Origin of the sequence: Paenibacillus sp. NRS-1782 (assembly GCF_050467685.1) — a bacterium.
Classification (GTDB): domain Bacteria; phylum Bacillota; class Bacilli; order Paenibacillales; family Paenibacillaceae; genus Paenibacillus; species Paenibacillus terrae_A.
Window position 1 is genome coordinate 149,536 of the sequence record NZ_JBITPH010000009.1, and the last position, 13,566, is coordinate 163,101.

At 45.2% G+C, this 13,566-nt stretch carries 13 protein-coding genes and 1 pseudogene; 11 read left to right on the top strand and 3 right to left on the bottom strand.

Going from position 1 to position 13,566, the window contains the following annotated elements; all coding sequences use genetic code 11:
* Positions 1-224: 224 nt before the first annotated feature.
* Positions 225-1,142: an AEC family transporter gene (locus ACIFQM_RS02905; protein WP_430041135.1), complete on the bottom strand. Its 918-nt coding sequence runs from the start codon at positions 1,140-1,142 to the stop codon at positions 225-227.
* Between the two features lie 181 nt (positions 1,143-1,323).
* Between ACIFQM_RS02905 and ACIFQM_RS02910 the strand changes: the two genes are divergently transcribed.
* Positions 1,324-2,112 (top strand): SDR family oxidoreductase, encoded by a 789-nt coding sequence (locus ACIFQM_RS02910; RefSeq protein ID WP_430041137.1) that lies wholly within the window; start codon positions 1,324-1,326, stop codon positions 2,110-2,112.
* A 102-nt stretch (positions 2,113-2,214) separates the two neighbouring features.
* On the opposite strand, the gene ACIFQM_RS02915 is transcribed toward ACIFQM_RS02910, so the two are convergent.
* The gene (locus tag ACIFQM_RS02915; RefSeq protein ID WP_430041139.1) at positions 2,215-2,943 is read right to left on the bottom strand and encodes a DsbA family oxidoreductase; all 729 of its coding nucleotides are present in this window, start codon (positions 2,941-2,943) and stop codon (positions 2,215-2,217) included.
* A gap of 212 nt (positions 2,944-3,155) precedes the next feature.
* On the opposite strand from ACIFQM_RS02915, the gene ACIFQM_RS02920 reads away from it, so the two are divergent.
* From ACIFQM_RS02920 to ACIFQM_RS02955, 8 genes and pseudogenes are all read left to right on the top strand, one after another.
* Complete coding sequence (locus ACIFQM_RS02920; protein ID WP_430041140.1) at positions 3,156-4,184, top strand: LacI family DNA-binding transcriptional regulator; 1,029 nt, start codon at positions 3,156-3,158, stop codon at positions 4,182-4,184.
* Entirely contained in the window at positions 4,177-5,055 is an 879-nt protein-coding gene (gene rbsK, locus ACIFQM_RS02925) for a ribokinase (RefSeq protein WP_430041142.1), read from the top strand. Before ACIFQM_RS02920 ends, rbsK begins: the two co-directional genes overlap by 8 nt.
* Before the next feature lies 1 nt (position 5,056).
* Positions 5,057-5,218: pseudogene (locus ACIFQM_RS02930) on the top strand (RbsD/FucU domain-containing protein); the annotation flags it as partial.
* A gap of 215 nt (positions 5,219-5,433) precedes the next feature.
* Positions 5,434-6,447 carry an ABC transporter substrate-binding protein gene (locus ACIFQM_RS02935; RefSeq protein ID WP_430041143.1) on the top strand — a complete coding sequence of 338 codons (1,014 nt, stop codon included), beginning with the start codon at positions 5,434-5,436 and terminating at the stop codon, positions 6,445-6,447.
* Positions 6,448-6,477: 30 nt separating this feature from the next.
* Entirely contained in the window at positions 6,478-8,193 is a 1,716-nt protein-coding gene (locus tag ACIFQM_RS02940) for an ABC transporter ATP-binding protein (RefSeq protein ID WP_430041144.1), read from the top strand.
* Positions 8,194-8,226: 33 nt separating this feature from the next.
* Complete coding sequence (locus ACIFQM_RS02945) at positions 8,227-9,210, top strand: ABC transporter substrate-binding protein (RefSeq protein ID WP_430041145.1); 984 nt, start codon at positions 8,227-8,229, stop codon at positions 9,208-9,210.
* 229 nt (positions 9,211-9,439) lie between these two features.
* Complete coding sequence (locus ACIFQM_RS02950) at positions 9,440-10,504, top strand: FecCD family ABC transporter permease (RefSeq protein ID WP_430041146.1); 1,065 nt, start codon at positions 9,440-9,442, stop codon at positions 10,502-10,504.
* Position 10,505: 1 nt separating this feature from the next.
* The gene (locus ACIFQM_RS02955; protein WP_430041147.1) at positions 10,506-11,552 is read left to right on the top strand and encodes a FecCD family ABC transporter permease; all 1,047 of its coding nucleotides are present in this window, start codon (positions 10,506-10,508) and stop codon (positions 11,550-11,552) included.
* A gap of 118 nt (positions 11,553-11,670) precedes the next feature.
* Here ACIFQM_RS02955 and ACIFQM_RS02960 read toward each other — a convergent pair whose 3' ends face one another.
* Complete coding sequence (locus tag ACIFQM_RS02960; RefSeq protein ID WP_007432475.1) at positions 11,671-11,838, bottom strand: hypothetical protein; 168 nt, start codon at positions 11,836-11,838, stop codon at positions 11,671-11,673.
* A gap of 473 nt (positions 11,839-12,311) precedes the next feature.
* Here ACIFQM_RS02960 and ACIFQM_RS02965 point away from each other — a divergent pair, with 473 nt between their 5' ends.
* Both ACIFQM_RS02965 and ACIFQM_RS02970 read left to right on the top strand, forming a co-directional pair.
* Complete coding sequence (locus tag ACIFQM_RS02965; RefSeq protein ID WP_430047137.1) at positions 12,312-13,247, top strand: tyrosine-type recombinase/integrase; 936 nt, start codon at positions 12,312-12,314, stop codon at positions 13,245-13,247.
* Between the two features lie 204 nt (positions 13,248-13,451).
* Positions 13,452-13,538, top strand: a complete 87-nt coding sequence (locus ACIFQM_RS02970) for a hypothetical protein (RefSeq protein ID WP_430065011.1) — start codon at positions 13,452-13,454, stop codon at positions 13,536-13,538.
* The last annotated feature ends 28 nt before the right edge of the window (positions 13,539-13,566 follow it).

Here is a 13,566-nt window from a genome sequence, read left to right on the forward strand (position 1 = left end):
CAATCTCCACAAAACACACATACCACTTTAATCAGGAAAAAGGCAAATCATCCCGAACGTATGTTCTTTTTTTGAGAAAAAATGCTCTTGTCCTCAGACAAAAGCGGTTCCATATAAGTCGAACACGAAAAAATGAACGTTAAAAACGGAGTATGCGGAATAGTGCTGTACAAGCAAAGTGTTGGCGATGGGAAGCACTATTCGGCTTGTATAATCCAATCCAATCAAACAAGATACCGGGATGCTGAAATCAACAGTGTCATTGTAATGACATTCACAATGGTAGAAAGAAGTACCGTTTGAGCTGCGAAATCGGGTTCATTTTTATATTCTTCCGCCAGAATACTTGTATTAACACCGGTAGGCATACCAGAGGCAATCAGCAGGGCTTGAGCAGGAATCCCTTTAAGCCCCAGCAGGAGTACGATCAGAAAACCGACCGCAGGACCAACAATCAGACGCAGCACCATACTAATATACACGGCTGTACGCCGCAGACGAAAGGGATATTGCACAATTTGCGCTCCCAAGGTAAGCAGGGCAACGGCAACCATCGACTGACTGATATAATTCAACGGTTCTGCCAGTAAATTGGGCAATGGACTGTGCAACAGGTTCAACAGCAAGCCCAGCACGAGGGCGTAAGGAACTGGCATTTTTAAAAAATTAATCAGAATTTTTCGACTGTCGGCCTTGCCGTTTTGTACAACAAAAGTACCGTATGTAAACGTGACAAAGCTTTGAAAGGTCATAATCAGTGCTTGAACGGACGTAGCCAGCGGATCACCTTTGAATACTAGCTGATTGATCGGCAGACCGTAATTTCCAGAATTATCAAGCATGACACTGTTTGTAAAAGCTCCCCGCATTCCAGGGCTATACTTCAAAGATCTGGAAACAGTTGTACTGATGACGTACAAAATGGCTATGTACAAGGCGTAAAAAAGAGAAACCTCCCCCATGAGCATTAACGAAATTTCCGAGTTATAAAGACCGGTAAACACAACCGCAGGGGTAATATAGTAAAAATTGATCTTAGCTAAGGTATACAAATCCAGTCGAAAATAATATTGCATGATACAACCAAAACCGATGAGTACAAAAATAGGTAAAACTACGTCTAAAAGAATAGTGCCGAACATATCTGGTTCATCTTCTTTCTATTGTGCGATTTCTTAAAAATGCATGTGCATCGTCCATTATACTGTGGAAATAGGCTGGGCGTATAATAAAATTTTATATAACCCAAGAGGGGCTACTCGCATTACATGCTGTTCATATGTACAATTAAATAGAGAACACAGAGAAAAGGGAGTGGCATAGATGGATTTAGGATTAACGGGAAAAGCTGCCTTTGTTGCAGGCTCCAGCAAAGGACTTGGCAAGGCAAGCGCACGGGAGCTGGCGCGTGAAGGTGCGAATGTCGTGATTTCGGGACGGGACGAAGCGGAGCTTCAACATACACAGGCTGAACTCCAACAAACGGCCAGCGGGCGCGTCGAATATGTGGTTTGCGATGTAACGAAACCTGAACATATTTCCAAAGCTATCCGTCGTACAGCAGATTTGTTCGGCACCGTCGATATTTTAGTTAACAATGCGGGCGGGCCTCCTGCGGGAACCTTTGATGATTTTACGGATGAAGTTTGGCTGCAAGCCTTTGAGCAAAATTTGCTTAGTCATATCCGGTTAATTCGTGAAGCTCTACCTTATATGAAAAAACAACAAAGCGGCCGAATTTTAAATATTGCATCCTCCTCGGTTAAGCAGCCGATTCCGGGTCTTATTATCTCGAATACACTACGTACGGGTGTCGCTGGCTTGGCGAAAACACTGTCTCTGGAATTAGCTCCTTACAATATCCTGGTACATACCGTAGCGCCGGGAAGAATTGCAACCGATCGTGTGCGAAGCTTGGATGAGCATCGGGCCGAGAAGACTCAGCAAACATTGGATCAGGTTCGCAAGCAAGCTGAAGAAGGTATTCCGTTGGGAAGATATGGGGAGCCGGAAGAGTTCGGGAGAGTGATTGCTTTTCTGGCATCTGAAGCCTCGTCCTATTTGACAGGCAGCACCATTCTTGTCGATGGCGGGATGATCAAATCGATGTAACAAATATTTTAAAAAAGCGTGCCAGCATCAGAATGAATCGGATGTTAGCACGCTTTTTAGGAGGGTTAGTTAAGAAGCTGTGAATCGCTGTTCACTCATCGATCAGTTCTCGCGGCGTGGAAGCTCACAACCGTCGTCTGTGCATACACCACCTGCATCGTCTGCGGAGGAGCTTGCGCTTACCATCGTGAACGGAGAGCGTTGGTCCCATGCTTTTTGCAGGGCATCATGGAATACCTCGTCCGGTTGAGCACCCGAAACAGCAAATTTACGATCAAAAACAAAGAATGGCACACCACGAACACCCAACCCAGCACCCTCGGCTTCATCGGCTCTAACTTCATCCGTATAGCGATCACTGGCCAGCACAGCAGCGGCTTCGTCTCGATCCAGACCAACCTCGGCAGCCAACGCCGCCAGCACTTCAGGGTCACCTGTATGCTTGCCTTCTATGAACACAGCCTGGAATAAGCGCTCGCTCAGCTCCAGCATTTTGCCTTGTGTTTGAGCCCACAGCGTTAAGCGGTGGGCATCCAGCGAGTTGGTTGGCACCATCGCATGAATATTGTATTCCAGACCCGCCGAGCGTGCGTTTTCGTTCATACGATCATTCATAGCCTGAGCCTCTTGCAGACTGACGCCATACTTGGCCGACAGCTCTTCATTGATCGTTTTACCACTATCTTTTACAGCGTCCGGGTTCAGCTCAAAGCTCTTAAACGTCAATTTCACCTCATTGTGGTGCGGGAATTGCTGCAATACTTGTTCCAAACGGCGTTTGCCGATATAACAGAACGGACACATATAATCAGACCAAACTTCGATATTCATAAGGAAAAGCCTCCATGTATACGTATTTTATCGAGTAACCGGAAGTGAGTAAGCTCACGTTTAGATTTCTTATCGAAGGTGAAACTCAATCAGTTACATTAGAATTATAAGGCCAAAGCCTGCTGCGTGCAAATATTTAATACTTGTCAAAGAATAAATGCTGTGATATTTTATATTTGTAACCGGTTACATATTGGAGTTGAAACTACACAATGACAACAATTAAACAGGTCGCCAGCTTTGCAGGCGTTTCGGTAGCGACCGTATCCAGAGTTATTAATGAAACCGGATACGTGCATGAGGATACACGTCGCAAGGTTGAGGCCGCTGTTAAGCAACTAAATTACAAACCCAACGAAGTGGCTCGTTCTCTGTACAAAAAGAAATCCAAATTAATCGGCCTGCTTCTGCCGGATATTACGAATCCTTACTTTCCCTTGCTAGCTCGTGGAGTGGAGGATCGAATGCAGGAAAATGATTTTCGAATTATTTTTGGTAATTGTGATGAAGATCAGCAAAAAGAACTGGATTACATGGATACCTTTATTCAAAATAATGTCGTTGGCGTCATTTCATCTACAAATGATCCCAATGCTGATTGCTACGCCAAGCTGAAAATCCCTGTCGTTTTTCTCGATCGGACTTCCAATGATAGCCCCTCCGTATACGCCGATGGTGCTCATGGCGGTCGACTTGCAGCGCAGGAAATCGTGGCCCGTGGCAGCAAACAAATTACAGTCATGCAGGGCCCGGCACATATTCGTCCGGCGCAGGATCGTTTTCGCGGGGCGGTTGAAGAGCTTCAGCAATCGAATATTACTTATCATGTCGTCAAGACGACGTCCTTTTCGTTCAAGGAAGCCGAGCTGTGGGCCAAAGAGCTGTTCAACAAGCATCCTGATACAGACGGAGTCATTGCGAGTAACGATATTGTGGCTACAGCGGTGATGCACGAGGCACATCGATTAGGAAAGATAATCCCGGATGATGTTCAGATTATCGGGTTTGATGATATACCATTAAGCAGCTTGTTATTCCCGCCATTGTCAACGATCCGGCAGCCCGCTTATGAAATGGGATGGGAAGCAGCAGGTCTGCTGATTCAACTGATTGAGCAGTCACAAGTAACGAAGTCAAGCGTACCTAATCTTCATTCGAGCATACTTACCCATTCAAGCATACAATTGCCCGTCAAATTCATTGAACGGGAAACGACCAGAAAGGTGGATTATCATGGCTAAAATCACGATTGTTGGAAGCAGCTCTATGGATCTTGTAGTGACTTCATCCAAGCGCCCCGGCGCAGGAGAAACCGTACTGGGTGAAAGCTTTACAACCGTACCCGGAGGGAAAGGAGCCAATCAGGCAGTAGCTGCGGCCCGTCTCGGAGCGGAAGTTACGATGATTGGACGCGTAGGGGATGATCATTTTGGTCAACAGATTTTAAGGAACTTTGAAGAAAATCATGTTCATGTTGGCTATGTGAAACCGGTTACACATATGGAAAGTGGCACAGCACATATCGTACTGGCTGAAGGTGATAACAGTATTGTCGTTGTAAAAGCAGCGAATAATGAAATAACTCCAGCCTATGTAGAGGAAGCACTCGATGTGATCCGAAATTCGGATATGGTGCTCATCCAACAGGAAATACCGGAGGAAACGGTCGTATACGTGAGCAAAATTTGCGCCAAGTATGAGGTGCCGCTGCTGCTGAATCCTGCTCCGGCTCGTGAGGTGGAAGCAAATGTGATTGAGAACGCGACATACATTACGCCCAATGAGCATGAAGCTGCTATTATGTTCAAGGGCCAAAGCCTTCAAGAGGCTCTGCGTCAATATCCGAACAAGCTGTTTGTTACGGAAGGCAGCAACGGTGTACGATTCTTCGACGGAGAACAGGAGGTCGTTGTTCCTACTTATAAAGTAGAAGCCGTGGATACGACAGGTGCAGGGGATACATTTAACGCTGCATTTGCGGTGGCGCTGTCTGAGGGGAAATCGCTGGCAAATAGTGTGAAATTCGCCAATCGTGCTGCATCGCTGTCCGTTACCAAGTTTGGGGCACAGGGTGGTATGCCAACGCGGCGTGAAGTGGAGGAACAATTATAATATGAAAAAACATGGAATCCTGAACAGTCATATATCCAAAGTACTGTCGGATCTCGGCCACACGGACTATATTGTCGTGGCCGATGCCGGCTTACCCATTCCTGAAGGCGTTACCAAAATTGATTTGGCTCTCAAATGGGGAACTGATGGATCAGAAGAAATAAAATGGGCGTAACCCCCCATATATTTAAGATTTCGGGCTGATGCGAGAATGCGATCAGTCCGTTTTTTTATGAGACAGGAATCATTTGCTTCGTATAATATGGAAGTTTTTAATTTTAGTGTTGTAAGAAGTAGCGGTAAAAGATAGAATAACAATTGTATGATAATGAGAATCACTATCATTTTTTAGTGTATATACTTAAGGAGGACATCATCTTGCAACAAAGTAACGGGGTAAAATCGGGGATTACGCTGTGCCTCGTGGTTCTACTAACGTTTATACTGGGTGCTTGTGGAAACACAGATACCCGCAGTCAGACCAACGGAAAGACAAGCATTAACGACTCTTCCGGGCAATCCCAAACGGTTGCCATGCGTGAATATACAGATGCCACTGGCAACAAGATCAATATCCCTGTAAATCCGCAACGGGTTATTACGACGCAATATTTGGATGCCATACTCGCCTTGGGAGTTAAGCCGGTAGGTGCTGCTTCCCATTTGTTGGAGGGCGAATATTTAAAGGGTAAGATTGACGGAATTGCAGATATTGGGAACCCGACGAATGTAGAAAAGGTGCTGGAGCTACAGCCAGACCTGATCATAACAACAGAAGATATCACTCCCGAAGTGAAGGAGCAGCTGGAGAAAATTGCTCCAACCGTAGTCGTTTCTTTTGGAGCAGGGGATGTGTTCAAGCAATTTCGGGATGTTGCCGCCGTGCTAGGTAAGGACAAGGAAAAGGAAGCTGAGCAGTGGATTGTTAATCTGGATCAAAAGGCTGCCGAAGGCCGGAAGAAGCTGGCTGGAAAATTTAAGAAAGGCGAAACGGTCACGATTTACATGACTTACGGAAAGGATGTTCTAAGAGTGTATGGGGCGCGGAATGTAGGACATGTCATTTACCGTTCACTGGAATTGAATCCTCCTGAGTACATACGCCAAAAGCTGGCGAAGGACCCAAACTTTAATTTCGTTTACGATAGCATCTCTATGGAAAAGCTGCCTGAACTGTCAGGGGACCGAATTATTATGCTGGTTTATGATGAAGAGAGCAAGGATGGAATCCTCAAGGAAATCGAGCAAAGCGCACTGTGGAGAAATCTTCCTGCGGTTAAAAACCACAAAGTATATTTCATCAAAGCTGACCCGTGGTTTACGTACTCACCGCTTGCGATTGACAAATCGCTGGATGAAGCGGTTAACATGCTTTCCGTCGATCCTAAATAATCACTTGAAATAAGAAAGGAGAAGTCATATATGTTAAAACGTTTTTTTGAATATTACCGTCCTTACCGGACTTTGTTTATTATTGATTTCTCTTGCGCCTTGCTGGCTGCACTGCTGGAGTTGGCTTTTCCACTTGCCGTCAACCGGGTGGTCGATGATTTGCTACCTAGCGGGAACTGGAAGTGGATTTTATATGCTTGTATAGGACTGCTTGGTATTTATGTAGTCAGTGCCGGATTAAATTACGTGGTTACCTATTGGGGCCATAAGCTGGGGATTAACATCGAATCGGACATGCGTAAAAAGCTGTTTGATCGAATTCAAAAGCAATCCTTCCGTTTTTTTGATAATAACAAAACAGGGCATCTCGTCTCCCGTATGACCAACGATCTGATGGATATCGGGGAAATCGCCCACCACGGACCTGAAGATTTGTTTATCGCGTTGATGACACTGGGAGGGGCCTTCGGCATCATGCTAGGCATTAACTGGAAGCTGGCAGTGCTGACGTTCATTATTGTGCCGCTTATGATTTACTTGTCCTTGTATTTTAGCCGTAAAATGAATGCTGCTTTCCATCGCATGTTTTCGGATATCGCAGATTACAACGCACGCATCGAAAATAATGTCAGTGGTATCCGCGTTGTACAAGCATTTTCGAACGAAGAGCATGAAATGGAACGTTTTGCTGAGAACAATGGACGATTCCGTAAAACCAAGCTAATTGCTTACCGTATTATGGCTTGGAATTCTTCGATTAGTTTTGTTCTGATGAAACTGGTTTCGCTATTTGTACTCGTGTGCGGTACATGGTTTGTGATTGAAGGGCAAATGACGTACGGGGAATTTATCGCGTTTGTGATGCTGTCCAACGTATTTCTTGCACCAATCAAGCAGATTAACTCTGTTATTGAAACGTATCCCAAAGGCATTGCCGGCTTCCGCCGATACCTGGATTTATTGGAAAGTGAATCGGATGTAGAAGATCTGCCAGGGGCCAAGACCGTTACCCATCTGAATGGAGAAATCCAATTTACAGGTGTAACATTTGGCTATGAAAACAAAGACAAAGTATTGCGCAAAGTGGACCTATCCATCCATGCGGGAGAGACTGTAGCACTAGTCGGCCCTTCAGGAGCAGGTAAAACGACGCTTTGCAGCTTGTTGCCACGCTTCTATGATGTGGAGGAAGGCAGCATTACCATTGATGGTATGGATATCCGTGAAATGAACCTGGAATCGTTGCGCTCCATGATTGGGATCGTACAGCAGGATGTGTTCCTGTTCGATGGAACGGTTCGTGAAAATATTGCATATGGCAAGCTAGGTGCTTCGGAAGAAGAAATTTGGGATGCCGCCCGACGGGCTCAGATTGAAGACCTCGTTCGTACATATCCGGAAGGGTTGGATACGATGATTGGTGAACGGGGCGTGAAACTGTCCGGGGGTCAAAAGCAACGCTTGTCTATTGCCCGGATGTTCCTCAAAAATCCACCTATTCTCATTTTGGATGAAGCAACATCAGCACTGGATACAGAGACAGAAGCTGCGATTCAGCAGGCTTTGACAGAGTTGTCGCAAGGACGCACAACGCTCGTTATTGCGCATCGTCTGGCAACGATTAAAAACGCCGACCGCATTATCGTGGTTGCCGATCAGGGAATCGCCGAGCAAGGTAGACATGAAGAATTGCTGGCGGTAAAAGGTCCATATAGCCGTCTGCATCAAGCTCAGTACGGTACCTAAATGAAATAGTATGACATGTAAGCAGAGAGAGGAATGAATGTTTTGAAAAAGAAAATGTGGATTGCAATGCTGCTACTGTCATTCATCCTGGCTCTAACCGCTTGTGGAGGAGATACGGGGCAGGCTGACGGAAAGCAGAATCCAACTTCTACGAATCAGAAGTCAACTGCAACAAAGACAATCCAAACGATTCATGGTGATGTTACAATCCCAACTCATCCTCAACGGATCGTAGTAGATATGTATCAGAATGATTTATTAGCTCTCGGTATTAAACCTGTGGGGAGTGTGAAGTATTATTTGGACAATCCGTTTTCCAAGGATCTGGTACAGGGCATTACAAGCATTGGAGATCGTGGTAGCGTGTCCTTTGAAAAGGTACTTACTCTGGAGCCGGATTTGATTTTGATTGGTTCCAAAGATGCTACTGAATATGAGAAATACAGTAAAATTGCACCGACTGTCGCTATTCCTTATGGTACGTATAAGGATGTACATGAGGAATTAACTGCTTTTGGAGAGCTTCTTGGTAAGGATCAGGAGGCTAAAGCGTGGCTAGCGCAATACGATCAGCGGATGCAGGCAGCACGCGACAAATTAAAGGGAATGATTCAACCTGAGGATACCTTCACTGTCATGGAGGCTTCAACGAAGGAATATTATGTATATGGCGATAACTTTGGCAGAGGAGGACAGGCGGTATACAGAGGACTGGGTTTGACGCCTCCACCTCTTGTCCAAAAGGAATTATTAGGTGAGACTCAATGGAAATCGGTATCTAAAGAAGTGATTAATCAGTATGTCGGCTCTTTTATTTTTCTGACGGTTAACAAGGATACCGCCGGTTATACAGGGGACAGTATATGGAAGTCACTGGATGCCGTCCGAAATGGCAAGGTTTTTGAGTTACAGGAGGATCGATATTGGTACTTCGATCCGATTGCCATTGTAGGACAAGCAGAAGAAATCGCAGACATGCTCGTCCAACGGAATAAAGAGAAGGCTTCACAGAAGTAGTTACTCCGGTGTTGCTGGCAGCCCTTTGGTATTGATGCCAAAGGGCTTTATTTTTCACAAAATTGCAGGGCTTCATGGGTTCGTCGAAATTTACTATTGAAGCCATTGCCGCATTAATTTACAATAGTAAAGATTGCATGATAATAATTCTCATTATCAAATGCCTTCATGAGCACAGGTTTGTGTGATAGCCTACATACTATTCAACAAGTAAGGGTGAAAAATAGTCATGAAATTATCAGAATCATCGGAGAGTCCCGCCCAGAGTAACCATAGCCAGCCGCCGCCTCCATTCCACTCACGGCCATGGGCGGCTTCACTCATCTTAACAGCCGGACTAGCCCTTTTGGCGTTCGGTATCGCTTTATCCCTATCTTTTGGTGCAGCTCCTATTAGGCTGTTTGAGGTATGGAATGCAGTCTTTCATTTTAATCCTGAAATACAAAATCATCAAATTATTTGGGAAATCAGGCTACCACGGATTTTGGGTGGTGTGTTGATCGGAGTCTGCTTCGCTGTGGCGGGGGCGATTATGCAGGGGATGACCCGAAATCCGCTTGCTGACTCGGGTTTGCTTGGATTGAATTCGGGGGCCAGTTTGGCGATGGCGATTTGCTTTGCTATTTTTCCCGGGTCATCCTTTTTACAACTGATGCTGTACTCCTTTGTTGGCGCGGCCTTAGCTGTTGTGATGGTATATGGTACAAGCTCCATATCCAAGGGTGGACTTACGCCAGTACGCCTTGTATTGGCGGGTGCAGCTGTAACGGCATTGCTGTCTGCCTTGGGTGACGCGATCAGCTTGTATTTTAATGTCGGACAGGATCTGGCCTTCTGGTATGCAGGGGGACTTAGCGGAACCAAGTGGGTGCAACTGGGGATTGTCTTGCCTTGGGTTGTGGCAGCCTTTATCGGCGCTCTAATGCTGTCACGGTCTATTACGTTGCTCAGCCTCGGGGATGAAATTGCGCTCAGTCTCGGTCAGCGCACTGGCATTGTAAAGGTGCTTGGGATGATCTTGGTACTTATTCTGGCGGGGGCGGCAGTGTCGCTGGTAGGATCTATCGGCTTTGTAGGACTGATTATTCCTCATATGACCCGCAAGCTGGTAGGTGTCGATTATCGCTGGATCATTCCTTGCTCGGCCATTATGGGGGCTTTACTCATCGTGTTTGCCGATCTGGCGGCTCGTATGATTAATGCACCGGAGGAAACACCAGTAGGCGTGCTTATTGCCCTAATTGGGGTGCCATTCTTCCTTTATCTAGCTCGTAAAGAAAGGAGAGCACTGTAAGATGAATAACATCACGACTGGAGCTATTGCCAAAGCAGATCACCGTAAAAAAATCCATGATTGGATCGTTGTTATCGTTCTGCTCATTTTGCTCATTGTTGCATTCACCATTAGTGCGAATACAGGAACCATTCGACTTTCGCCAATGGAGCTTTTCAGAACCTTATTTGGGCAAGGGACTCCACAGCAGGAATTAATCTTATTTGAATTCCGATTGCCACGAATGGTTATTTCCGTTTTGATCGGTGCAGGTCTGGCGGTTTCTGGCTGTATCATGCAGGGAGTTTCACGTAATGGTTTGGCGGACCCTGGCATCTTGGGGATTAATGCTGGGGCCGGGCTGATGGTTATGCTGTTTGTATTACTGTTCCCAACGATGCAAACAACGAATTCATTGTTTTTACTACCTGCCCTTGCGCTGATTGGATCGGGAGCGGCTGCTATTTTGATCTACGCTCTTTCTTACAAAAAGGGTGAAGGGATTTCTCCGACAAGGTTACTGTTAAGCGGAATTGGTGTAGCTGCGGGGATCAGTGCTGCGATGATCATCTTGACTCTCAAGCTTACGCCTGAAAGTTATACGTTTGTTGCCAATTGGTTGGCAGGAAGTATATGGGGGTCCAACTGGAAATTTGTAATGGCACTGTTACCTTGGCTTGTGGTGCTGCTACCTTTCGCATACTACAAGGCCAATGTAATGAATGTGCTTAATTTGGGAGATCAGACGGCATCCGGGTTAGGTACATCTATTGAAAAAGAACGCATCCTTCTGCTCGCTGCTGCGGTTGGATTGGCCAGTTCTAGCGTATCGGTTAGCGGTGGAATCGGCTTCGTCGGTTTAGTTGCTCCGCATTTGGCGAGAAAACTGGTGGGGCCAAAGCATAAGATGCTGTTAGTGGCCTGTGCATTGGTTGGGGCACTGTTAGTGCTTGTGGCGGATACAATTACACGATCCTTACCTTTACAGAAAGAAATCCCGACAGGTTTGATCGTGGCGATCATTGGTGCTCCATACTTCCTATATCTGCTGAGTCGCTCCAAGGGATGACATCGTGAAGAAATCATAACTTATTCATTAAAAGCTATACACGACAAAATAACCTTCAACACCACTAAGGAAGTGGGGCTAAAGGTTATTTTGCATTTAAACATTCGTATTTTTCATATCAACGGGAAGTATTTAAGGCGTGAGAAGTTTGATGAAGCTCTCTGATCATTTTGTGCAAAGTGTAATTTTCTTGACGCGTCACGCCGTGTTGATTTTCCTGAACCAGCAACTGATGGATGTTCCGTTTTAAAATTTCACTTCGACGTTCCAGCATTTCGGTACTCATAAATAAATGAACACTCCCTTTGTCATGAATAACTTACATTTTTGAAATGAACATAAGCTGAAAATAAGTTTTCCTTTCGACTTCTTTAAGTATAGCGTGCTGAAAGATGAAGGGAAAATGGAGCGAGCCAGCAAAATTCCTTTTCACATCACCCATGTCCCGCCGACGGCTACTCACCCCATAGGTTCTTAGATATGCTTCCTAATGCTGGTGATAACGGTATCTAAGGAGAAAATCAGTCAAAATGGCAGTAGACAAGGCTATAGTGCTTTATTTATACTTAAAAAGCGGCCAAAATAATAGCGTATAATATAAATTATACGCAGTTTAGGTTTAAATCGACTTTCATTAGCCCTCACGCACAAGATGTCGATTGAATTGTCGATAAAAAGCAGGCGAAAATAGACGTTTTACAGTATATTGGGATGATGAATCGGAACGGAGGTAATCGGGATGAAAAAGGGGGATGGCAAATGGAGACGGATATGATTGATGATATTGATGAAGTGTATGCTGAGGAGCTGGAAGCTTTTTTGATCTGGATGAAAGATGCAGGTTATACGATACATACGCAAAAAAACTATACGGGGGATGTGAAGCAGTTCTTACGTACGCTGCGTGAAAAGCCACTTGATCAGGTGAAGAAAATTCATGTAATGTCATATCTGTCTAAAGCGCGGGAAAGTGGGGCCGGAGATAGTACGCGGAACCGAAAGCATGCGGCGGTAAGCAGCTTTTACAAAGCATTGCAGGAATTTGAATTGTGCAGCACGAATCCGGCATTTGGAATTAAAAAAGCAAAGACCGAGAAGAATCGTATGCCTGTCTATTTGGATGAAAAGGAAATTCAGCCGTTTTTGCTCGCAGTGGAGGGCAAATATGCAAATCGCAACATGGCTATTTTTCTGCTCATGGTATATATGGGATTACGGGTGGGAGAGGTTCATTCTTTAAATATCTCGGATTACAGCCGTGAACGACGTACCTTAGATGTGTTCGGTAAAGGACGCAAGTGGCGAACGCTTCCGGTGCCAGAGGGTGTGTGTGATATTGTGGAGCGTGCATTGGAGGAAAGATTAACCCCCTGGAGGGGGAAGGAGGACGCGATGTTTGTGTCGCAAAAAGGCCGCCGTTTGGCGGTGCGGTCTATTCAGCAGATTGCTACGGAAACATTCGAGCGATTCCAGCAGGATAAAGGTGCGCAAGGTCGAGTGGCCTACTCCAGCCATAAGCTGCGGCATACGTTTGCAACGATGCTTTTACGTAAGGGGGCAGATCTGCGTACTGTGCAGGAACTGCTAGGACACTCTTCCATCCAGACGACCACTGTATATACGCATGTCACCGATCGGGAAAAAGAAAAAGCGATGGATAAGCTGGATATTCAGATACCAATAACGGGATTGTAAGTATATACTATGGGTTCATTTTGAAAATAAATACGTTTAGTTTACATAAAAATTATTATGTTAACTAAATAAAAAGAATTGCACCCTGACTTGGAAATCGCATCAACGACTTTGTGTCATCCATATTGTGAACATTGTATTCTTTATCACGTCCAAACGATTTTTCAAGAATACTGTAGAAACATCGCAACACAAATCATTAATTTGCAATCAATTCTTGACCCTGAAAAGTTTGTTATTGGGGGAGGCATATCTGAAAATCCTTTACTGGTAATTACGATTAGGAAATGAAGCGAATCTGCTAGGTGCTATATACAAC